Annotated in this window: 22 protein-coding genes; 20 read left to right on the forward strand and 2 right to left on the reverse strand. The window is 36.9% G+C overall.

Features of this window, described 5'->3' with window-relative positions:
- Nucleotides 1-13 precede the first annotated feature (13 nt).
- The 10 genes from COB47_RS02910 to glnA all read left to right on the forward strand — a co-directional run bounded on the left by COB47_RS02910 (nucleotide 14) and on the right by glnA (nucleotide 13,488).
- Nucleotides 14-478, forward strand: coding sequence for a deoxycytidylate deaminase (locus COB47_RS02910; RefSeq protein ID WP_013289913.1), 465 nt, complete (start codon nucleotides 14-16; stop codon nucleotides 476-478).
- The gene (gene glmU, locus COB47_RS02915; protein WP_013289914.1) at nucleotides 475-1,869 is read left to right on the forward strand and encodes a bifunctional UDP-N-acetylglucosamine diphosphorylase/glucosamine-1-phosphate N-acetyltransferase GlmU; all 1,395 of its coding nucleotides are present in this window, start codon (nucleotides 475-477) and stop codon (nucleotides 1,867-1,869) included. Before COB47_RS02910 ends, glmU begins: the two co-directional genes overlap by 4 nt.
- Nucleotides 1,870-1,986: 117 nt before the next feature.
- Entirely contained in the window at nucleotides 1,987-2,964 is a 978-nt protein-coding gene (locus tag COB47_RS02920; protein ID WP_013289915.1) for a ribose-phosphate diphosphokinase, read from the forward strand.
- A gap of 94 nt (nucleotides 2,965-3,058) precedes the next feature.
- The gene (gene pth, locus COB47_RS02925) at nucleotides 3,059-3,628 is read left to right on the forward strand and encodes an aminoacyl-tRNA hydrolase (protein WP_041742686.1); all 570 of its coding nucleotides are present in this window, start codon (nucleotides 3,059-3,061) and stop codon (nucleotides 3,626-3,628) included.
- A gap of 3 nt (nucleotides 3,629-3,631) precedes the next feature.
- On the forward strand, nucleotides 3,632-7,063 hold the full coding sequence (mfd, locus tag COB47_RS02930; protein WP_013289917.1) for a transcription-repair coupling factor: 3,432 nt from the start codon (nucleotides 3,632-3,634) through the stop codon (nucleotides 7,061-7,063).
- Nucleotides 7,064-7,145: 82 nt separating this feature from the next.
- Nucleotides 7,146-8,153, forward strand: a complete 1,008-nt coding sequence (locus tag COB47_RS02935; protein ID WP_013289918.1) for a peptidylprolyl isomerase — start codon at nucleotides 7,146-7,148, stop codon at nucleotides 8,151-8,153.
- Nucleotides 8,154-8,191: 38 nt separating this feature from the next.
- The gene (tilS, locus tag COB47_RS02940; RefSeq protein ID WP_013289919.1) at nucleotides 8,192-9,562 is read left to right on the forward strand and encodes a tRNA lysidine(34) synthetase TilS; all 1,371 of its coding nucleotides are present in this window, start codon (nucleotides 8,192-8,194) and stop codon (nucleotides 9,560-9,562) included.
- Nucleotides 9,559-10,098: a hypoxanthine phosphoribosyltransferase gene (gene hpt, locus COB47_RS02945; RefSeq protein ID WP_013289920.1), complete on the forward strand. Its 540-nt coding sequence runs from the start codon at nucleotides 9,559-9,561 to the stop codon at nucleotides 10,096-10,098. Before tilS ends, hpt begins: the two co-directional genes overlap by 4 nt.
- A gap of 46 nt (nucleotides 10,099-10,144) precedes the next feature.
- Nucleotides 10,145-11,995, forward strand: a complete 1,851-nt coding sequence (gene ftsH, locus COB47_RS02950) for an ATP-dependent zinc metalloprotease FtsH (protein ID WP_013289921.1) — start codon at nucleotides 10,145-10,147, stop codon at nucleotides 11,993-11,995.
- A 155-nt stretch (nucleotides 11,996-12,150) separates the two neighbouring features.
- Nucleotides 12,151-13,488, forward strand: coding sequence for a type I glutamate--ammonia ligase (gene glnA / locus COB47_RS02955; protein WP_013289922.1), 1,338 nt, complete (start codon nucleotides 12,151-12,153; stop codon nucleotides 13,486-13,488).
- A gap of 74 nt (nucleotides 13,489-13,562) precedes the next feature.
- Here the strand turns inward: glnA and gltA are convergent, their stop codons facing one another.
- Together gltA and COB47_RS02965 are read right to left on the reverse strand one after the other, a co-directional pair.
- Nucleotides 13,563-14,978, reverse strand: coding sequence for an NADPH-dependent glutamate synthase (gene gltA, locus COB47_RS02960; RefSeq protein WP_049770045.1), 1,416 nt, complete (start codon nucleotides 14,976-14,978; stop codon nucleotides 13,563-13,565).
- Entirely contained in the window at nucleotides 14,954-15,796 is an 843-nt protein-coding gene (locus tag COB47_RS02965) for a sulfide/dihydroorotate dehydrogenase-like FAD/NAD-binding protein (RefSeq protein ID WP_013289924.1), read from the reverse strand. The genes gltA and COB47_RS02965 overlap by 25 nt, the downstream gene beginning before the upstream one ends.
- 169 nt (nucleotides 15,797-15,965) lie before the next feature.
- Between COB47_RS02965 and COB47_RS02970 the strand changes: the two genes are divergently transcribed.
- The 10 genes from COB47_RS02970 (at nucleotide 15,966) to thrC (ending at nucleotide 21,483) form a co-directional block, all read left to right on the forward strand.
- Nucleotides 15,966-16,250, forward strand: coding sequence for a sporulation transcriptional regulator SpoIIID (locus COB47_RS02970; protein ID WP_013289925.1), 285 nt, complete (start codon nucleotides 15,966-15,968; stop codon nucleotides 16,248-16,250).
- A 34-nt stretch (nucleotides 16,251-16,284) separates the two neighbouring features.
- Nucleotides 16,285-17,055, forward strand: a complete 771-nt coding sequence (gene mazG / locus COB47_RS02975) for a nucleoside triphosphate pyrophosphohydrolase (protein WP_013289926.1) — start codon at nucleotides 16,285-16,287, stop codon at nucleotides 17,053-17,055.
- 88 nt (nucleotides 17,056-17,143) lie between these two features.
- Nucleotides 17,144-17,419 carry an HU family DNA-binding protein gene (locus COB47_RS02980; RefSeq protein ID WP_011916753.1) on the forward strand — a complete coding sequence of 92 codons (276 nt, stop codon included), beginning with the start codon at nucleotides 17,144-17,146 and terminating at the stop codon, nucleotides 17,417-17,419.
- A 151-nt stretch (nucleotides 17,420-17,570) separates the two neighbouring features.
- Nucleotides 17,571-17,813 carry an RNA-binding S4 domain-containing protein gene (locus tag COB47_RS02985; protein WP_013289927.1) on the forward strand — a complete coding sequence of 81 codons (243 nt, stop codon included), beginning with the start codon at nucleotides 17,571-17,573 and terminating at the stop codon, nucleotides 17,811-17,813.
- Between the two features lie 93 nt (nucleotides 17,814-17,906).
- Nucleotides 17,907-18,182 carry a YabP/YqfC family sporulation protein gene (locus COB47_RS02990; RefSeq protein ID WP_013289928.1) on the forward strand — a complete coding sequence of 92 codons (276 nt, stop codon included), beginning with the start codon at nucleotides 17,907-17,909 and terminating at the stop codon, nucleotides 18,180-18,182.
- Nucleotides 18,136-18,516: a spore cortex biosynthesis protein YabQ gene (yabQ, locus tag COB47_RS12870; protein WP_333782396.1), complete on the forward strand. Its 381-nt coding sequence runs from the start codon at nucleotides 18,136-18,138 to the stop codon at nucleotides 18,514-18,516. The genes COB47_RS02990 and yabQ overlap by 47 nt, the downstream gene beginning before the upstream one ends.
- Before the next feature lie 54 nt (nucleotides 18,517-18,570).
- Complete coding sequence (locus tag COB47_RS03000; RefSeq protein WP_013289930.1) at nucleotides 18,571-18,870, forward strand: FtsB family cell division protein; 300 nt, start codon at nucleotides 18,571-18,573, stop codon at nucleotides 18,868-18,870.
- Between the two features lie 13 nt (nucleotides 18,871-18,883).
- On the forward strand, nucleotides 18,884-19,246 hold the full coding sequence (locus COB47_RS03005) for a S1 RNA-binding domain-containing protein (RefSeq protein ID WP_013289931.1): 363 nt from the start codon (nucleotides 18,884-18,886) through the stop codon (nucleotides 19,244-19,246).
- A gap of 84 nt (nucleotides 19,247-19,330) precedes the next feature.
- Entirely contained in the window at nucleotides 19,331-19,984 is a 654-nt protein-coding gene (locus COB47_RS03010) for a redox-sensing transcriptional repressor Rex (RefSeq protein WP_013289932.1), read from the forward strand.
- A 17-nt stretch (nucleotides 19,985-20,001) separates the two neighbouring features.
- Complete coding sequence (gene thrC / locus COB47_RS03015; protein ID WP_013289933.1) at nucleotides 20,002-21,483, forward strand: threonine synthase; 1,482 nt, start codon at nucleotides 20,002-20,004, stop codon at nucleotides 21,481-21,483.
- The last annotated feature ends 23 nt before the right edge of the window (nucleotides 21,484-21,506 follow it).

Raw genomic sequence — 21,506 nt, forward strand, 5'->3', positions numbered from 1 at the left:
GGAGGATTTTGAGATGAGACCCACATGGGATGAATACTTTATGCAGATTGTAGATATAGTAAAAGAGCGCTCCACTTGCCTCAGAAGGAAGGTTGGAGCTTTGATAGTAAAAGACAAAAGGATTCTTGCAACAGGGTACAATGGAGCTCCAATGGGTCTTCCTCATTGTGAAGAGGTTGGATGTGTTAGGGAAAAGTTGAATATTCCTTCAGGGCAGCGACATGAGCTTTGCAGAGGACTCCATGCGGAACAAAACGCCATAATCCAGGCAGCAAAAATGGGTGTTGTGATAGATGGAAGTATAATTTATACAACAACATATCCTTGCGTGATATGCGCAAAGATGATAGTAAACGCAGGAATAAAAAAGGTCATATACAAAGGTTCGTATCCAGATGAGATGAGCCAGAAGATCTTTGATGAAGCGGGAATAGAAGTTGTGAAGTTTGAAGAAATTGGTGAAGGTGATTTGAAATGAAAAGGCAAACGTTTATTGTACTTGCTGCTGGTGAAGGCAAAAGAATGAAGTCAAAGTATTCTAAGGTTGTTCAGAAGATAATGGGAAAGCCAATGATACTTTATTTGATAGATGAAATACAGAAAAACTTTGAAGGTAGTCAGATAATAGTTGTTGTGGGTAATAAAAAAGAGGATGTCTACAGAGTATTAGATGGGAGAAACATAGAGTTTGCTCACCAGAAAAAACAGCTTGGGACTGCCCACGCAGTGATGTGCGCAATGGACGTAGTATCAAAAGAGGCAGAAGATGTATTTGTTCTTTATGGAGATGCACCTTTTATTAAAGCAGATACACTAAAAAGAATTTCTGAAAAAAGAAAGAAGGAAAACGCATCGCTCTGCCTTTTGACTGCCATCTTCGAAAATCCGTATGGTTATGGGAGAATAATTTCAGATGAGAATGGCAATGTTTTAAAGATTGTCGAGGAGAAGGACGCAACAGATGAGCAAAAACAAATAAAAGAGATAAATCCTGGATTTTATTGCTTTGCAAAAGATGCGCTTGAAGATGTTTTGGCAAAGATAGACAATAACAACAGCCAGCACGAGTATTATCTTACAGACAGCATAGAAATACTGAATAAAGAAGGCAAGAAGGTAGTAAAGATTGCATGTGATGATAATTTTGAAGTCATGGGGATCAACTCAAGGTACGAACTTTTTTTGGCTGAGCAGGAGCTGAAAATAAGAATAAATAAAAAGCACCTTGCAGAAGGTGTTCAAATGATAGATATGTATTCTGTCTACATTCATCCAGATGTGCAGATAGGTAAAGATACAGTGATATATCCTGGTACATTCATACTTGGCAATACTACCATAGGAGAAGAGTGTGTAATTGGTCCAAACTCATATATTGTAAATTCCAAAATAGGCAATAAGTGTCACGTGTGGTTTTCGGTGATTGAGGATTCTGAGATAAAAGACAATGTAAAGGTTGGGCCTTATGCGCACTTGCGACCAAACAGCATCTTAGAAGAAGGAGTCAAGATTGGCAACTTTGTTGAGGTGAAAAACTCAAAGGTGGGCAGAAACACAAAGTCAGCTCATCTTACATACATTGGAGATGCTGACATAGGAGAAAATGTGAATTTGGGCTGCGGGACCATATTTGTAAACTACGATGGGTATAAAAAGCACAGAACGGTTGTTGAAGATAATGCGTTTATTGGCTGCAACTCGAATCTTATAGCGCCTGTTAGAATTGGGAAGAACGCTTACATTGCTGCAGGTTCTACGATTACAGATGATGTGCCTGCAGATGCTCTTGCCATTGCCCGTGAAAGGCAGACTGTAAAGGAAGGTTGGGCTTTAAGGAGAAAACAAATGTATGAAGGTAATAATAAATAATAAAATGAATAGATTTTTTAGAGATTTTAAGATAATTTTATTGAACAATTTATGCTATAATATAGTTTGCGTGAAGGAAGGGTAAAAAAATTAACTTTTGTGCTGGGGGTAAAAAAAGTGATAACACATGGAAAAGAGATAAAAATATTTACTGGTAATTCAAACAAGGAGCTTGCAGAAGAGATAGCCAGTCACCTTGGTAAAAAACTTGGTGATGCAGAGATTGGCAGGTTTTCAGACGGTGAGATATCAGTTAGAATAAACGAGACTGTGCGCGGTGCAGATGTTTTTGTAGTCCAGTCAACTTGCCATCCTGTTAATGAAAACCTGATGGAACTTTTAATCATGATTGACGCTTTCAAAAGAGCTTCGGCAGGAAGAATTACAGCTGTGATACCATACTATGGATATGCAAGACAGGACAGAAAAGCCCGGGCACGCGACCCAATTACAGCAAAGCTTGTTGCAAATTTGATAACATCTGCAGGGGCAGATAGGGTCCTGACAATGGACCTTCATGCACCTCAGATTCAAGGGTTTTTTGATATACCGCTTGACCATCTAATTGGTGTTCCAATTTTAGCAAAATATTTTATGGAAAATGTAAACTTAGAGAATGCTGTTGTTGTATCGCCAGACCTTGGAAGTGTGACACGTGCACGCAACTTTGCAACAAAGCTTGACCTGCCGCTTGCCATAGTTGACAAAAGAAGACCCAAAGCAAATGTTGCCGAGATTATGAACATAATTGGTGATGTGAAAGACAAGACATGTTTGATGGTTGATGATATGATAGATACAGCAGGTACTATTGTTGCTGCAGCTCAGGCTCTTATGGATTATGGTGCAAAGGAAGTTTATGCATGCTGTACGCACCCGGTTTTATCCGGACCTGCTATTGAAAGGATACAACAGTCGCCTATTAAAGAGCTTGTTGTGCTGAACACCATTCCACTTCCGCCTGAAAAGAGGATAGATAAGATAAAGGTGTTGTCTGTTGCAAGCCTTTTTGCTGAAGCAATAACAAGAATATACGAGGATGTGGCTATTTCTACACTTTTTGATGAATATATTAGCACAAAAGGGGACAGATAAGAATTGCTCTCAAAGGAGATAAATAAAGGCTGTCTTTTTGATGTATTTTAAAAGGCAGCCTGTTTTTGTAGGATTAAAAAGGAGTGAGAATAGATTGGACTATATAATTGCTGGGCTTGGAAATCCGGGAGACAGGTATACCTTCACAAGACACAATGTAGGTTTTTTAACCATTGACTATTTGGCACAGTTTTTTAACACTAAGGTTGATAAAATAAAATTCAAAGGGTTGGTTGGCAGCTTTGAATATGCCGGTAAAAAGGTTTTGCTTTTAAAGCCAATGACGTATATGAACGCAAGCGGAGAAAGTATCATAGAGGCAGTAAACTTTTATAAGATAAAGCCTGAAAAGCTTATTGTGATTTACGATGACATAGCCTTTGATGTTGGAGTTGTGAAGATGAGGAAAAAAGGGTCTGATGGAGGGCACAACGGCGTAAAATCAATAATACAGCGCCTTGGTACAGAGGAATTTCCAAGAATCAGAATAGGCATTGGTGTTCCAAAATATGATATGGTAAAATATGTTTTGTCTGAATTTGAAGATGGTGAAAAAGAAAAGATATTCAGAGCAATTGAAAAAGCATCAAACGGTATAAAAATCTTGCTTGAAAGTGATATAGATAGGGCAATGAATTATATAAACGGGGATGTGGTGGTGTAGACTTTGTTAAAGGTTTTAGAAAAACTTGAAAGTTTCAAAAGGCTTGAAGAAGATGTAGTAAAAAAGAGCCTTCCTCTTGTTGTTACAGGCGTTGGTGAGATGGGGAAGGCGCTTGTGGTTAAATCTCTATGTGAAAAGTTTAACAAAAAGGCGTTGTTTATTACAACTCAAAGAGCAAAGCTTGAATGGGAAAGAAGGTTTATGAGCCTTTTTAATAGTGTGGTGAGTCTACAAGAGAGAGAAAATCCTTTTGTGGTATCTTTTGCAAAGAGCAGAGATTCTGAAATTAACAGAATGGAGCAATTTGTTAAGATTTTTGAGGATGGTTTTGATGTTCTCATATTAAGTAGCCAGAACCTTTTTGAAAAGTACACAAATTTAAAGTTTGGTTATATCCATCTCACAGAAGGTCTTGACATTCAGCTTGAAATCCTTATAGAAAAGCTTTTAAAATTCGGATATGAAAGAGTGAAAACTGTCGAAAAGAAAGGACAGTTTTCGCAAAAGGGTGGCATAGTTGATATATATCCTGTAGCAAGTAGGTACCCTGTGAGGGTTGAGTTTTTTGGAGATACGATAGACACAATTAGATTTTTTGATGTTGAAACTCAGAAGTCTTTTGAAAGAATAGATAGTGTGAAGATTTACAAGGCAATTGAGTGGGATTTGGAAGAGGACTTTTCAGAAGGTTTCAAACGCGTCAAGGAAGACTACAAAAAAATGAAATTGAAATTGAAGGAAGATGGCAGAAAAAATTTAGAGGAGAGTTTCAGAGAGGTTGTAGAAGAACTTCAACTAAATGTTGAAAGACTGTATCCATATTACTACCAACAATTTTTCTCAGTTGTTGATATTTTTGATGAATGTCTTGTCTTTGTTGACGAGTACAACCAAGTCTATAGCAGCTTGAAAGCTTCCGAACAAGAGATACAAGAGATGTTTTCAGACCTTTTAGAAAAAGGATTTGTGCTTCCAAAAATGGCAGAGTGTTATTTTACCATGAGCGAAGTTTTAGAAAAGCTTTCGAGTTCGATAATTCTTCAAACATTTGTCTCAGTTGTAAAAGAGCTTGAACTCAAAGATATCATTTCTTTCAATTTTCTTAGAGAGATTCCTTCTTATAATGGGCAAAAAGAAATTTTAATAGACGATTTGAAATATTACATGTCTAAAGGCTATACCATAAACATCTTTGCAGGAAGTCGGACATCACTTGAGGACTTGGCAGATGCACTTTTAAGAGAAGATATACAGTTTTCTGAGGCTGAAGAACCAGAAGTAGAAAGAACGGGAGTGTATCTAATAGCCCGGTCTATTGAAAAGGGCATTGAAGTGCAAGATCTCAAATGGGTTTATCTTTCGTTTTTCCACCTTGAAAAGAAGAAGGAAAGTGAGACAAAAAAGAGGGTAAAATCTAAAAAGGATGCCTTTTATACTATTGAAGATTTAAAACCTGGCGATTTTGTTGTGCACAGGACATATGGTATTGGCAAATTCTTGGGGTTTGAAAAGATTACAGTTGAGGGTACAACAAAAGAGTATGTGAAGCTTGAATATGCCAACTCTTCTTATTTGTATGTTCCAACGACAAACTTGGACATGATTGAGAAGTATATTGGAACAGACGATGTACAGCCAAAACTGTCAAGGCTTGGGTCACAAGAGTGGCAGAAACAGAAACAAAAGGTAAGAAAATCTCTTGAGATTGTGGCAAAAGACTTGGTTGAGCTTTATGCAAAAAGACAGCTTGGGCAAGGTTTTAAATTTTCGAAAGATACTGTGTGGCAAAAAGAGTTTGAAGAGAAGTTCCCATATACAGAGACAGAGGGTCAGCTTCAGGCCATAGAAGAGATTAAAAGGGATATGGAAAGTGAAAAGCCGATGGATAGGATACTTTGCGGCGATGTTGGGTATGGCAAGACAGAAGTTGCAATGAGAGCAGCCTTCAAAGCAGTGATGGATTCAAAACAGGTGGCAGTACTTGTTCCCACAACCATTCTTGCGCAGCAGCATTACATGACATTTTCTGCACGAATGAAAGATTTTCCAGTAACAATTGAGGTTCTCTCACGTTTAAAAAGTGAGACGCAGCAAAAGAAAATAATAAAGGGTTTGAGGAAAGGCACAATTGACATTGTAATTGGAACGCACAGGCTATTGTCAAGCGATGTTAAGTTTAAAGACCTTGGTCTTTTGATTATTGATGAAGAGCACAAGTTTGGCGTAGAAGCAAAAGAGAAGATTAAAAAGCTAAAAACAAATGTTGATGTTCTAACCCTCACCGCAACGCCTATACCAAGGACACTTAACATGGCACTTTTAGGAATTAGGGATTTGAGCGTGATTGAAGACCCACCGGAAGACAGGTTTCCAGTGCAGACATTTGTGCTTGAGTACAATGAAAGGATAATAAAGGAGGCTATTTTGAAAGAAATTTCAAGAGGAGGTCAGGTATTTTATCTTTACAACAGGGTAAAAGACATACAAGAAGTGGCAGCTAAACTTCAAAACCTTGTGGGCGATAGTGTGAAAATTGCGTGTGCTCATGGTCAGATGGAAGAAGAGGAGCTTGAAGAGGTCTTGATTGATTTTATTGAGGGTAGGTACGATGTGCTTGTGTGTACAACAATTATAGAGTCTGGGGTTGACATGCCCAACGTCAATACACTTATTGTGGAAGACAGCGATAGACTTGGTCTTGCTCAGCTTTATCAGCTAAGAGGAAGAGTAGGCAGGTCTTCGAGGCTTGCATATGCATATTTTACGTTTAGAAAAGACAAGGTGCTGTCTGAACAGGCACAAAAAAGACTTGCTGCAATAAAGGAGTTTACAGAACTTGGGTCTGGGTTTAAAATTGCTATGAGGGATCTTGAGATAAGGGGTGCTGGGTCTATTGTTGGAAAACTTCAGCATGGGCATATAAACAGTGTTGGATATGACATGTATATAAGACTTCTTTCAGAAGAGATAAGGCGCCTTAAGGGTGAAAATGTACAGCCAGAGATTGAACCTCAGATAGATATAAAGGTCAGTGCGTTTATTAGTAGCAGTTACATTGATGATGAAAAAGAGAGAATTAATATGTACAAAAAGATTTCGTCAATCGAGTCAAAAAATGATGTAAATGACATTTATGATGAACTAATAGACAGGTTTGGGGATGTGCCAAAGGAGGTTGATAATCTGATAAAGGTTGCATATTTGAAATGTTTGTGCAAAAAAGCAGGGATAATAAGTGTTTTGCAGCTTCAAGAAGGTCTTTTTAAACTTCAGTTTTTGAACCGTGAAATGCTTGAAGCTGCAAAGGAGAGGTTTTTACAGAAAGGACTTTCATGTTCACAAAACAAAGATGATACGTTGCAGGTCTTGGTTGCAAATAACTGGCTTGATACCTTGGTAGCTCTTTTAGAGGATTTGGAGCAAAAAAGTTTTTAACCCCGGGGTGCTTTAAATTAGTCGTTTATTGTTTTATAATATTAATATTATCAAAATACTTTTAACAAAGGAGAAGAGATGTATGGATAAAAGAACTAAAATTGCAATTTTTTTTATTACAGCAATTGTGCTTCTAATAATTGTTATTGCTGTAACACCTGAAATGGTAAAGTACGTGGATGAGAATAGAGCAGTTGCCATAGTAAATGGCGAGAAAATAACAAAAAAGGAGTTTGCCATCAATTACAGGTCGCAGATAAACTACTACGGACTTGACAAAGCATTTTTATCCCAAAAGGTTGGAGACAAGACATACGAGCAGCAGATAAAGGAGAACGTTTTAGATGGTCTTATAGTAAGGCAGATTGAACTTCAGCAGGCAAGAAAGAGAAATATTACTTTGACTTCGACAGAAAAGAAGGCAATAGACCAGCAAATTGAGCAATACAAGTCAGACTCTCAATCAGGCGCTGAGTTCAAGCAGTATCTTCAGACAATTGGCGCAACCGAGAATGAATATAAGGACCAGGTGATAAAATCCCAGATCGTTTCAAAGCTGTATGATGAGGTAACTAAAAGCCAGAAGGCGTCAGATGCTGAGATAGAAAGCTATTATAATTCACATAAATCAGACTTTGTTGAGGTAAAGGCAAGCCATATTTTGTTTAAAGTAAATGATTCGAAAGAGGAAGCTGCAAAAAAGAGAAAGGCTGAAGAAGTTTTACAGATGATAAAAAGCGGTCAGAGCTTTGAAAAGCTTGCACAAAAGTATTCTGAAGATGAGACCACAAAACAAAAAAGTGGCGATCTTGGGTATTTTAGAAAAGGACAGATGGTCAAAGAATTTGAAGATGCTGCCTTTTCTCTCAATATTGGTGAAATAAGCAGCGTTGTCAAAACAAGTTATGGATTTCATATTATAAAGGTGACAGATAGAAAACAGCTTTCTCTCAACGAGGTCAAGGATGAGATAAAGTCAACAATTGAGAGTCAGAAGAAGGATGAGTATTACCAGAGTCTTGTTGAAAAGTGGAAAAAGGAAGCGAAGATAAAGAAGTTTGAAGATGTTTTGAAAAGCGTGTCAATATAACAATTTTTCAGCTTTAAATCTTGAGGTGTGAATTTAAAGTGAGTCTTATGGAGAAGGTAAAGAGCAACATAGAGAAATATGGAATGCTAAAAAAAGGTTTTAAGGTATTGATAGGATGTTCTGGCGGCGTTGACTCAATGGTGCTGCTTGATTGTATGTACAGACTAAAAGATGAGTACAGCTTGGATATAACTGTTGCACACCTTAATCATATGCTAAGGCCAGAGGCAGATGATGATGAGAAATTTGTAATTGAAATGTGCAAGAGGTATAATATTAAATGTATTACACGAAAAGTTGATGTTGCAAAATTAAAAAAAGAAAAAGGCCTTTCTGAAGAGGAAGCAGGAAGAAGCGCAAGATATAGTTTTTTCTATGAGATAGCCAAAGAGATAAGTATTGACAGAATATTTCTGGGGCACAACAAAAATGATGTAGTTGAAACCTTCTTTTTAAATTTGTTTAGAGGAAGTAGCTTGGAAGGTCTTGCGTCTATTCCGCCTGTGCGTGATATTATTGCAAGACCTCTTATAAATATTTCAAGGGAAGAGATTGAAGAGTTTGCAAGAGTTAACAATATCCCCTTTGTTGTTGATAAAACAAATTACAGTCTTAAATATAAAAGGAATATAGTAAGAAATGAGATTTTGCCACTTATAAAAGAAAGATTTGGCGAAAGCGTGGTTAGCACCATTTTTCGCACCATTGAGATAATAAGAGAAGAGAATGACCAGATAGAAGAACTTGCGCACAATTTTTTTCAAGAGTGTGTTCAAAAAGAAGATTTCTACTATATTTTAAATATTGAAAAAACAAAAAATCTTCCAGTTTTTTTGCAGAGAAGAATTATAAAAATGATACTTGAATGTTTTAACTCCTCAATTTCGTATGATATGATGAAAGAAATCGAAGAGTTATTTTCTCTTTCGTCTGGCAAGAAAAAGGTATATAAAAATCTGGTTGTTGAGAAGCAAAATGATTCGCTGGTATTTTATAAAAAGCAGGTAGAGAATTTTTTTTGTTTTGAAATAACCTTAGATAAAGAACATCAAATACTTTACAGAAATTTTAAGTTTAATATTAGAACTACTTACCAAATAGAGAATCAAGATAGCATCTATATTGATGCTCAGCAGATTGCAGAAAATAAGATCTTTCTCAGAACAAGAAGAGATGGTGATTTTATTTGTCTTAAAGCGGGTAAGAAAAAATTAAAAGAATGGTTCATCGACAAAAAAGTTCCCAGACGATGGCGCGACTCCGTTTTACTTCTTGCAAAAGACAGCGAAGTGATTGCCATATTTGATATTTATTCAAATATAGTTACCATAAATCAGAAGTACAAAATAAAACCAGATACAAAGACTTTCTTGGAAATTCAATTTACAAAAATGGAAGGAGACGGATGACAGTGAAAGACATATCGCTCAAAGTAAAAGAGATTTTAATAACTGAAGAACAGATAAGACAAAAGGTCAAAGAGCTTGGACAAAAAATTTCTGAAGATTATAAAGATAGTGACGATTTTTTGATGGTGTGTATTTTAAAAGGTGGGGTCATTTTCATGGCAGACCTTTTAAGACAGATAACAATTCCTGTTAAGATAGAGTTCATGGCAGTGTCAAGCTATGGAAACTCAACATCTTCATCGGGAATTGTAAGAATTCTTAAAGACCTTGACACAAGCATAGAAGGCAAGGATGTTTTGCTTGTTGAGGACATTGTTGACACAGGTCTGACTTTGAGGTATATAACCGAGTACTTGAGAGGAAGAAAACCAAGGAGTTTAAAAATTTGTACAATGCTTGACAAGCCCAGTAGACGAAAGGTGGATGTAGAGATACATTACAAAGGGTTTGAGATACCAGACAAGTTTGTAATTGGTTATGGGCTTGATTATGCAGGGCTTTACAGGAACCTGCCTTATATAGGCGTTTTGGAATAGAATAAAATTTAATCTTAGAATATTTGAAGGGAGTGCCTATTTACAATTGAGGAACCTATTTAAAACTGCAACAATTTATATTCTGATAGCCCTTGTGATCTTGCTACTTGTAGATATTTTAAGTGGAGGGCTTTCGTACAATCAGCTCTTTTCAAATTTGAGCGAAAGAAGAGAGGTCATTTATTCAGAGCTCATAAACGACATAAACGACGGCAAAGTGTCAAGGATTGTTCTGAGCTATAATAATGTGTCTGGACAGTATGCAGACGGCACCAAGTTTGACAATGTGTTTGTACCTTCTCCAGACAAGTTTTTGGACCAGATACAACCAGCCATCCAGGCAAAGAAGATTCAAATAGTGACAAAAGAACCGCCACAAGTACCATGGTGGCTTTCGACCTTTTTGCCAATGCTTATCTTTGCAGGGCTGATGATTTTTGTATGGATATTCATGCTGCAGCAAACACAGGGTGGCGGCAGCAAAATAATGTCGTTTACAAAATCGCGTGCAAAGACAATCCAGGATCTTAAAAAGAAGGTCACGTTTGCAGACGTTGCAGGTGCAGATGAAGAAAAAGAAGAACTCAAAGAGGTTATTGATTTTCTTAAGAATCCAAGAAAGTATATCGAACTTGGTGCAAGAATCCCGAAAGGGATTTTGCTTGTTGGACCACCTGGAACAGGTAAAACGCTTTTAGCAAAAGCAGTTGCAGGTGAAGCAGGAGTTCCGTTTTTTAGCATTTCTGGTTCTGACTTTGTTGAGATGTTTGTTGGCGTTGGTGCAGCAAGAGTAAGGGACCTTTTTGACCAGGCAAAGAGAAATTCTCCGTGTGTTGTGTTCATAGATGAGATAGATGCAGTTGGCAGACACAGGGGAGCAGGTCTTGGTGGTGGTCATGACGAAAGAGAGCAGACACTCAATCAGCTTCTTGTTGAGATGGACGGGTTTGGAACAAACGAAGGGATAATTGTAATGGCAGCAACCAACAGACCTGACATATTGGACCCTGCACTTTTGCGACCAGGTAGATTTGACAGGCAGATTGTTGTAAATGTTCCTGATGCAAAGGCAAGAGAGGAGATTTTAAAAGTTCATGCACGAAACAAGCCTCTTGGTGAAGATGTTGACCTATCTCAAATAGCAAAGATTACAGCTGGGTTTACTGGTGCTGACCTTGAAAATCTTTTAAATGAGGCTGCCCTTTTGGCAGCAAGGAAGGGTAAAAGACAGATTAACATGGAAGAGGTTCAGGAAGCCGTGGCAAAGGTGTTGATGGGACCTGAAAAAAGAAGCAGAGTTTACACTGAAAAAGAAAAGAAACTTACAGCATACCATGAAGCAGGTCATGCAATTGTTCGTACCATGATTCCAGATTCTGAACCTGTCCATGAGGTTTCCATTATACCAAGAGGGTATGCCGGTGGATACACTATGTATCTTCCAAAAGAAGACAAGTTTTATGCGTCAAAATCTGATATGATGAGAGAAATTGTGACACTTCTTGGTGGAAGGGTTGCAGAAAAGCTTGTTTTGGAAGATGTATCAACAGGTGCAGCATCTGATATAAAAAGAGCAACTAAAATTGCAAGGGACATGGTAACAAAATATGGAATGTCTGATAAGCTTGGCCCAATGACCTTTGGAACAGAGCAAGAAGAGGTGTTTTTGGGAAGGGACCTTGCACTTGCAAGGAACTACTCTGAAGAAGTTGCTGCTGAAATAGACAGGGAGATCAAGAGTATTATTGAAGAAGCCTATAAAAAGGCTGAAGAGATACTAAAACAGAACATTGATAAGCTTCACAAGGTGGCAAACGCACTTTTAGAAAAAGAAAAGCTCACGGGCGAAGAGTTCAGAAAACTTGTTTTTGAAGATGCTCAGCCACAGTTAGCTTAAAAAGGTGTGAAAGATTAAAAAAATGTAGTTGCATTTTTTCGAAAAATATAATATAATTAAATCGAAAGGACAAAGGCGTCCTGGAGTTTAAAATGGGCGTCTTTGTCCTTTTTTGTTTATATATCAAAAATCTTAAAATGGAGGGGAATTTGGTAATGAAGAATTACACCAAGGAAGACATCATTCGCATATGCAAGGAGCAGGATGTAAAATTTATTAGGCTTCAGTTTGTGGACATTTTTGGTATCTTGAAAAATGTTGCAATCACAGTTGATCAATTAGAGGCAGCGTTGAATAACGAAATTATGTTTGATGGCTCGTCAATTGAAGGATTTGTTAGAATTGAAGAGTCAGACATGTATCTGAGACCAGATTTTAACACATTCACAATTTTTCCATGGAGACCATCACCTAACAGAGTAGCAAGACTTATTTGTGATGTTTATCTTCCAGATGGAACACCTTTCCCTGGTTGTCCAAGGGGTGTTTTGAAAAAAACTCTCCAAAAGGCTGAGGAAATGGGATTTAAGTTCTTTGTAGGTCCAGAGTTAGAATTTTTCTTGTTCTTGACAGATGAGAATGGTAATCCAACTTTACAAACACACGACAATGCTGGATATTTTGACTTAGGACCAGTTGATTTAGGTGAGGATGCAAGAAGAGACATGGTATTGACATTAGAAGAGATGGGGTTTGAGATAGAAGCATCTCACCATGAGGTTGCACCTGGCCAGCATGAGATTGACTTTAAATATGACGATGCACTCTATACAGCTGACAATGTTGTGACATTCAAGCTTGTTGTAAAGACAATTGCACAAAGACATGGGCTTCATGCAACATTCATGCCAAAGCCGATATTTGGCATTAACGGTTCTGGAATGCATACAAATATGTCTCTTGCGAGAGTATCTGATGGCAAGAATGCATTTTTGGATCCAAACGATAAGCTTCAGCTTTCAAAAGAGGCATATTACTTCATTGGAGGTCTTATGAAGCATGCAAGGGAGTTTGCGCTTGTTACAAATCCTCTTGTAAATTCATATAAAAGACTTGTACCAGGGTATGAAGCGCCAGTTTATATTGCATGGTCACCAAAGAATAGAAGCCCGCTCATAAGAGTTCCAGCTAAAAGAGGTCAGGCGACAAGAATTGAATTGAGAAATCCTGACCCAGCAGCAAATCCATACCTTGCATTTGCAGCAGTTTTGGCAGCTGGGCTTGATGGCATTAAGAACAAGATTGAGCCGCCAGAACCAGTTGAAGAAAATATATTTGAAATGAGCGAAGAAGAAAGAGCAAAACGCGGAATTGGAAGCTTACCAGGAAGCTTAGAAGAGGCAATCAAAGAGTTTGAAAATAGTACTCTTATGAGAGAAACGCTTGGAGATCATATCTTTGAAAAGTACTTAGAAGCAAAGAAGCTTGAATGGGACGATTACAGAACAAAAGTACATCAATGGGAGATTGACGCATATCTTACAAAGTACTAATTTAATAGTAAAGGCTGCCTTCTCAAAAGAGAGAAGGCAGCCTTCATTGTATTTTGCTGTAAGTTTAAAAATTTTTATACCTTTTTAGCATTTAGATACCTATCAATGCTCTGGGCTGCTTTTTTTCCCATACCCATTGCAAGAATGACAGTAGCTGCGCCTGTTACAATGTCACCTCCTGCAAAAACACCTTCAATGTTTGTCATGAGGTTTTCGTCAACTTTGATAGAACCATTAGGGTTTAGTTCAAGGTCAGGTATAGCTTTTTTGACAAGTGGATTTGGGCTTTGTCCAATTGCAACAATGAAATTGTCTGCTTCAAATACAAAGTTTGAGCCATCAATTGGCTTTACGCTTCTTCTGCCTGAAGAATCTGGCTGAGAAAGCTGCATTTTAACAAGTTCTAAAGCTTTGACATGTCCTGTTTCATCACCTATAAACTTTACGGGGCTTACAAGCTCGATTATTTTTATCCCCTCTTCTTTTGCATGCAGAATTTCTTCTTTTCTTGCAGGCATCTCAGCCTCAGTTCTTCGGTAGAGGATATAAACCTCACTTCCAAGCCTTCTTGCCACTCTTGCTGCGTCCATTGCCACGTTCCCGCCACCAATTACACCGACCTTCTTGCCAAGTTTGATTGGTGTGTCATATTCAGGGAACTTGTATGCCTTCATGAGGTTTATCCTTGTCAAGAATTCATTTGCTGAATATATTCCGTTTAAAAGCTCACCTTCAATGTTCAGAAAATTAGGAAGTCCAGCGCCAGAGCTTATAAATACAGCATCAAACCCTTCCTGCTTTAAATCTTCCAAGTCAAATGTCTTGCCAAATATCATGTTTGTTCTAAACTCAACGCCCATCTTCTTTAGATTTTCAATCTCCCACTCAACAACCTCCTTTGGAAGTCTGAATTCAGGTATTCCATAGTACAAAACTCCACCAAGTTTATGAAACGCCTCAAATATTGTTACATTATAACCCATCTTTGCCAGGGATGAGGCACATGAAAGTCCCGCAGGTCCAGAACCAATTATTGCGACTTTTCTTTTGTTTGGCTGGGGTTTTGAAAATTCAAATTCACAGTTTTGTCTGAACCAATCAGCGACAAACCTCTCGAGTTTGCCAATAGCAATTGGTTCACCTTTTATTCCACGAACACAGTTCTGTTCGCATTGAGTTTCCTGGGGACATACTCTTCCACAAATCGCAGGAAGTAGATTTGTTTCAAGTATTTTCAGATAACTTTCTTTGAACTTTTTTTCTTTTATTAGCTTTATGAATTCTGGTATTTTAACTTCAACCGGACAACCTTTTACACACGGTGCATTTTTACATTCAAGGCATCTTTGCGCCTCCCTAACAGCTTCATCAGGTGTGTATCCAAAGCACACTTCATCAAAGTTGTGTATCCTCTCAATAGGTTCCTGTTCCTTAATAGGAACTCTTTTCAAGACATCCAATTTCTCTACTCCCCCAATCCAATTTTGCATTTGTGTTCTCTATACGAAATATTTTCGAGGTCTTGATAATATGAATTTCTTTTCATAAGTCCATCAAAGTCAACTTCAAATCCATCAAAGATTGGACCGTCAACACATGCAAATTTCACTTCGTTTCCAATCTTTACTCTGCACCCCCCACACATACCTGTTCCATCAACCATGATTGGATTTAGACTTACTAATGTTTTTATTTGGTACTTTTTAGTTATATCAACAACAGCTTTCATCATTGGGACTGGTCCTACAGCGAATATTTCATCATACCTTTTGCCACTTTCCAAAAGCTCATTCAAGATATCCGTCACAAATCCTTTTTTTCCATAAGAACCGTCGTTTGTGGAGATGTATAGATTATTACAATATTTCTTCAATTCATCTTCAAAAAAGATATTTTCTTTTGATCTTCCACCAATGATGATATCTATATTTTTTCCCTGACTGTGAAGCATCTTTACTTTTGAAAATATTGCTGGGATTCCAAGTCCACCGGCTACAAAAAGGTAATTTTTATCTTCCGGATTGTGTTCATATGGCATACCAAGTGGACCAACAAAATCAATTATCCTATCACCTATATTTAGCTGGGACAAAAGAGAAGTTGTCTTGCCAACAACTTGAAATATGATATATACAACTCCTTTTTCTCTGTCAAAATCTGCGATTGTAAGAGGAATCCTTTCACCATTTTCTGCAACTCTCAATATAACAAACTGACCAGGATTTGATTTTTTTGCAACCTGCGGGGAGTATATGCCCATTAGCCACACGTTTGGTGCTAAGTTTTGTTTTATAACAATCTCATTCATTTTTTTATCACCCGTATTAACACAGATTTTAATATATAGTATCAAAAAAGCTATGAAAATTCAAACATAAAGTTTGACAAAAACTTGACTATTATTCTTTTGTAGGGAAAGCTTCTTTAGAATGTAGCATATAATCCTAAGTAAGAGAAATGTTCTGGAGGACAAGAGGTTGAAGGAGGATATTGAAAAAAGAACTCTTCTTGCAGCAGAAATTATGATTAAGTACAATGCAACTGTGAGGAAAGTTGCAAGGATTTTAGGTGTTTCAAAATCTACAATTCACAACGACCTTGCAGAAAGGCTTTTGTATATCAACAAGGAACTTTACAAGCAGGTAAGAGCAATATTGGAGAAGAATAAGCAAGAGAGGCACATAAGAGGAGGACTTGCAACCAAGAGAAAGTATCTCATAAAAAAATCACAGCTCATTTCTAAAAATAGTGGTATAATATAGGTTATAAAAATTGCCGTGCAGGAGAGGTCAAAAGATGAGAGAAAGCTTTGAGGAACTTGTGAAAATAATGGACATACTCAGAAACAAATGTCCGTGGGATAAACAGCAAACACATGAAAGTCTTAAAAAATACCTGATCGAAGAGACATATGAGGTTATTGAAGCCATAGACGAAGGAGACTTTGCAAAACTCAAGGAAGAACTTGGTGATCTGCTTTTGCAGGTTGTATTTCATGCCAAAATTGCTCAGGAAAACGGTAAATTTGATATCTACGAGGTTATTTATGATATCTGTCAGAAGATGAAGAGAAGGCATACACATGTATTCGGTAGCGATAACTTTTCAACCGCTGAAGAGGTGCTTCAGAACTGGGATAAAATTAAAAACAATGAAAAAGAAATTGAAACCATTACAGATAGTATGAAAAGAATTCCGAAACATCTTCCAGCTCTTATGAGAAGTTATAAGGTTCAAGAAAAAGCAGCTAAAGTAGGTTTTGATTGGGAAAGTTTCGAAGGTGCTCTAAATAAGGTATATGAAGAGCTTGAAGAACTGAAAGAATGTTTGTCGAAGAATGATAAAAAAGAGAAGATTGAAGAAGAAATTGGCGATATTCTTTTTGCAGTTGTGAATATAGCCAGATTTTTTGAAGTTGACCCTGAAGAAGCCTTGCATAACACCGTCGAGAAGTTCATAACCAGATTTTCATATGTAGAGGAAAGCGCCTCCAAACAAGGTAAGAAATTGAATGAAATGACCCTTGAAGATATGGACAAATTTTGGGAAGAGGCAAAAAAAGTTTAGAAAAGGCTTGAAAAAAGAAGGATTTTTGATATAAATATAGAATAGAAATATTTAGAATATCACAAAATACGCGAGGAGGTAAGAAAGAATGAACAAAACAGATTTGATTTCGGCAATGGCAGAGAAGAGTGGTCTTACAAAGAAGGATGCTGAAAAGGCACTCAATGCGTTTGTAGATGCGGTAACAGAGGCACTTTCTAAGGGGGAAAAGGTTCAGCTTGTTGGTTTTGGTTCATTTGAGGTAAGAGAAAGAGCTGAAAGAGTTGGTAGAAATCCTCAAACTCAAGAAGAGATAAAGATTCCAGCAACAAAAGTTCCTGTATTTAAAGCGGGCAAGATGCTGAAAGATGCTGTTGCAAAATAGTTTTTTTGACGAATATAGAAATTTATAAAAAGAGGGGCAAAACTTTGCTTCAGTAGGAATCCGGCTGCAGCCAGTTTATAGCTGCAGCCATAAATTTTTCACCACTTTTATGGTTTCTCAGAAGGCTCAAAGAAGGTGGGGACTTTAAAAGATGCGAATAGACAAGTATCTAAAAGTGTCGAGAATTATCAAAAGAAGAACATTGGCACAGGAAGCGTGCGAAGCGGGAAGAGTATTTGTGAACGGAAAAGTTGCAAAACCGTCAACAGATATCAAAGTTGGAGATGTCATTGAGGTACACTTTGGTGACAGGGTTTTTAAATGTAAAGTGGCAAGCGTTGATGAGAAGGTTCAAAAAAATTTATCAAGTTCCATGTATGAAGTGATTGAGTAAAGCTTTCAGGTGATATTTTGACATAATTTTAGGTCAAAGGGAATATAGTTATTATGTAACATTGAAAGTATTTTTGAAGGATGCCACATGGTAATGGATGAAAGAAAAAATCTAAAATCTAAAATTCACAGTGTACTTATCGAGAACAGGGAAAAGATAACAATAAATGGTGTTGATGATGTTGAGAGCTTTGATGAGAACAATATCATATTGGTTATAAACGATGAATTGCTTATGATAAAAGGATTTGACCTTAGAATAAATAAAATAAACACAGAGACAGGTGAGGTATTCATAGAAGGGCAGATTTATTCGCTTGAGTATGGTGAAAGTCCTAAAAAAGGTTTGCTATCACGACTTTTTAAATGAGAGGCGAAAAGGATTGCCAGCAAGCATATTTGTTCAGATTTCGGATTTTACAAGCTGTTTTTTCCTTGGGTTTGTAGTAGGAGTTGTATTCGATTCATTCTTTTTCAAAAGAATATTAAAGCGCCGCACAAAAGAACTTTTATTTTTTTCATCTTCAATTTTATCCACGGCGGTATTGATAGCGGGTCTTATGTTTATAAATTTTTATACACTCAAATGGTACACTTTTTTGGCAATAGCTAGCGGTATTTATGTTTATGAAAATACCATTTCGCCACTCTATAAAGGATTTTTAAAAAAGGTGAACAAAGTTTTATCTTTTAATAAAAGATGAAGTGTGATAGAATATAACTACACTTTTGAGGGTTTCCAAAAAGGAAGACAAGCCATGAAAAAATTATTTAAAGTTCTTAAAAGAATTTTTGTGCTTATATTTGTAATATCCTTTTTAGTATATTCTGCTACTACAGTTTTTAAGCAGCAGATGATTTTAAGACAGGTAAAGGCTCAGCAGAGGGAAATCATTGTCCAGATAGAAAGAATCAAAAAAGAAAATGAATATCTAAAAAGGCTTGCGCAGTATGTTGGTACAAAAGACTACATTCAGCAGGTGGCGAGGGAAAAGCTTGGACTTGTTGGCAAGGATGAAATTGTGTTTATAGATAAAAACAAAAAGAAAAAAGAATAGAGGAGGCTATTTTGTGTTAATCAAAAGAGGTCAAATATTGGAAGGTGTTGTAAAGGGCATAACACAGTTTGGAGCGTTTGTTGAGCTTCCAAACGGTAGTGTTGGGCTTGTTCACATCTCAGAAGTGGCAGAAGAGTATGTTGAGGATATAAAAAAGTATTTAAAAGAAAATCAAACTGTTAAAGTAAAGGTTATTAATGTAAAAGAAGATGGTAAAATTAGCCTATCAATAAAGAGAGCAAAGGAAACAATGAAAAGAGAAAATAAAACCAAAAGAGCTAATGATGATTTTGAAGCAAAACTTTCAAAGTTTTTAAAAGACAGCAATCAAAAGCTTAGTGAGTACAACAAACGATTTGACGGGAAAAGAAGATAACAGCCTGTTTTAAAATTGAAACAGGCTTTTAATTTAGAAGAAGTATGTCAAAAAAATATCAAAAGAAGATAAGGGGGAGGAAAATTGTTCAAAAAAAAGAACATTTCACTTGCGGTTATAAGAAGACTGCCGAGGTATCTTCGGTATGTTGAAGATCTCTTAAACCATGATGTAATGAGGATATCATCGTCAGAGCTGAGTCAGAGAATGGGTTATACAGCTTCACAGGTAAGACAAGACTTTAACAATTTTGGCGGGTTTGGTCAGCAAGGATATGGTTACAGCACACAGGTTCTTTATGAGAATCTTGTAAAAATTTTGGGACTTGACAGGAATTTTAAAATGGTCATTGTGGGAGTAGGTAACCTTGGGCAAGCACTGGCAAACTATGCCAACTTCTATAAAAAGGGGTTTAGACTCATTGGACTTTTTGACATTGACCCTCAAAAGGTAGGAAAAGCTATCCGCGATATAAAGATTGAGCATGTTGACAAACTTAAAGATTTTATAAGAAAGAACGATGTTGACATAGGTGTTCTGTGCGTACCGGCAAATGTTGCACAAGAGGTTGCAGATATAATGGTTGAAGGTGGAATAAAGGGTATTTGGAATTTTACTGCAAAGGAGATTGAAGTAAAAGGTGATGTTGTTGTTGAGAATGTGCATCTGATTGATAGTCTCATGGTACTGTCGTACAAGTTGAACGAAAAACTGCTTGAAAAAGAGAAAGTAAAGTAAGACTTGAGGTGAAGTGGATGCGATATATAAGTACAAGAGGAAATAAAGAAGTACAGGCAAAAGAGGCAATTTACAGAGGAATAGCTGAGGATGGAGGACTTTACACCCCTGTTTCAATTCCTTCTCTTGATTTAAGTAAGATAAAAAACATAGACTCTTACGAAAATCTTGCAAAATATATATTTGAGCTCTACCTTACTGATTTTACGAATGATGAAATTGCTGATTGTATTGACAAGTCATACAGCCGTGGCAAGTTTGACACAAAAGATGTTGTGACTATCAAAAAGCTCAGCTCGAGTCTTTTTGCACTTGAGTTGTGGCATGGTCCGACGTACGCTTTTAAAGATGTTGCATTGCAGGTGCTACCTCATCTTTTGCTAAAATCAATGCCAACTTTTTACAAACAGGCACTCATACTTGTTGCAACATCAGGCGATACCGGCAAGGCTGCGTTAGAAGGATTTAGGGATGTGGATAGAACAAAGATAGTTGTATTTTATCCATCTGAGGGTGTGTCTGAGGTTCAAAAAAGACAGATGATAACCCAGGAGGGCAGAAATACTTTTGTTGCCGGAATAAAAGGCAATTTTGACGATGCCCAATCTGGTGTGAAGGAGATTTTCACAAGCAAAAAATGCATAGATACAATCGAAAATCTGGGGTTTTTCTTTACCTCCGCAAACTCAATAAATTTTGGTAGGCTTCTTCCACAGATTGTATACTACATCTGGAGCTATATTGTACTTTTGAAGAATGGTGATATTCGCGAAGGTGAAAAAATAAACTTTGTTGTTCCGACAGGAAATTTTGGTAATATATTGGCAGGTTTTATTGCAAAGATCATGGGAATTCCTATAAATAAGCTTATTGTTGCTTCGAACATAAACAGTGTTGTTGCAGATTTTATCAGGACAGGCTTGTACGACAGAAGAAGAGAATTTTACAAAACAATTTCACCTTCAATGGACATCCTTGTTGCAAGTAATTTGGAGAGGTTATTATACTTGGTTACAAAAGATTCAGAAAAAGTAAAAAAATACATGTTAGATTTGAAGACTGAGGGGTATTTCAAAGTTGAAGAAAAGGTTTTAAAAGAGATTCAAGAGAGTTTCTGGGGCGATTTTTCCACAGATGACCAGACAAGAAATAGCATAAAGACTATTTACAGCGAATATGGTTATCTTGTTGACCCGCACTCTGCTGTTGGGTTTGATGTTTACAGCAAGTACCAGAAGCAAACCTTGGATAGTACAAAAACGGTTGTGCTACAAACTGCAAATCCTTACAAATTTGCAAAAGATGTTTTGAACGCTTTGTTTGATAGTGAATATAATAATATTGACCCGTTTGAAGCGGTTGAGGTTTTGTACACAAAGACGTGTTTTGAGGTTCCAGAAGGGATAAAAAATCTTATTTCAAAGCCAATTTTACATCCTGATGTGATAGAAAAAGACAAAATGTTTGATTTCATATTAGAGAAAATAAGAGATAATTGAAGAAATTTTAAAAATGACCCAGA

The organism is Caldicellulosiruptor obsidiansis OB47 (assembly GCF_000145215.1).
Classification (GTDB): Bacteria; Bacillota; Thermoanaerobacteria; order Caldicellulosiruptorales; family Caldicellulosiruptoraceae; genus Caldicellulosiruptor; species Caldicellulosiruptor obsidiansis.

Coding starts and splice junctions, on each gene's coding strand:
- COB47_RS02910 (WP_013289913.1), top strand. CDS start 14: ATGAGACCCACATGGGATGAATACTTTATGCAGATTGTAGATATAGTA.
- glmU (WP_013289914.1), top strand. CDS start 475: ATGAAAAGGCAAACGTTTATTGTACTTGCTGCTGGTGAAGGCAAAAGA.
- COB47_RS02935 (WP_013289918.1), top strand. CDS start 7,146: ATGGATAAAAGAACTAAAATTGCAATTTTTTTTATTACAGCAATTGTG.
- hpt (WP_013289920.1), top strand. CDS start 9,559: ATGACAGTGAAAGACATATCGCTCAAAGTAAAAGAGATTTTAATAACT.
- glnA (WP_013289922.1), top strand. CDS start 12,151: ATGAAGAATTACACCAAGGAAGACATCATTCGCATATGCAAGGAGCAG.
- gltA (WP_049770045.1), bottom strand. CDS start 14,978: ATGCAAAATTGGATTGGGGGAGTAGAGAAATTGGATGTCTTGAAAAGA.
- COB47_RS02965 (WP_013289924.1), bottom strand. CDS start 15,796: ATGAATGAGATTGTTATAAAACAAAACTTAGCACCAAACGTGTGGCTA.
- mazG (WP_013289926.1), top strand. CDS start 16,285: ATGAGAGAAAGCTTTGAGGAACTTGTGAAAATAATGGACATACTCAGA.
- COB47_RS02980 (WP_011916753.1), top strand. CDS start 17,144: ATGAACAAAACAGATTTGATTTCGGCAATGGCAGAGAAGAGTGGTCTT.
- COB47_RS02985 (WP_013289927.1), top strand. CDS start 17,571: ATGCGAATAGACAAGTATCTAAAAGTGTCGAGAATTATCAAAAGAAGA.
- COB47_RS02990 (WP_013289928.1), top strand. CDS start 17,907: ATGGATGAAAGAAAAAATCTAAAATCTAAAATTCACAGTGTACTTATC.
- yabQ (WP_333782396.1), top strand. CDS start 18,136: ATGGTGAAAGTCCTAAAAAAGGTTTGCTATCACGACTTTTTAAATGAG.
- COB47_RS03000 (WP_013289930.1), top strand. CDS start 18,571: ATGAAAAAATTATTTAAAGTTCTTAAAAGAATTTTTGTGCTTATATTT.
- thrC (WP_013289933.1), top strand. CDS start 20,002: ATGCGATATATAAGTACAAGAGGAAATAAAGAAGTACAGGCAAAAGAG.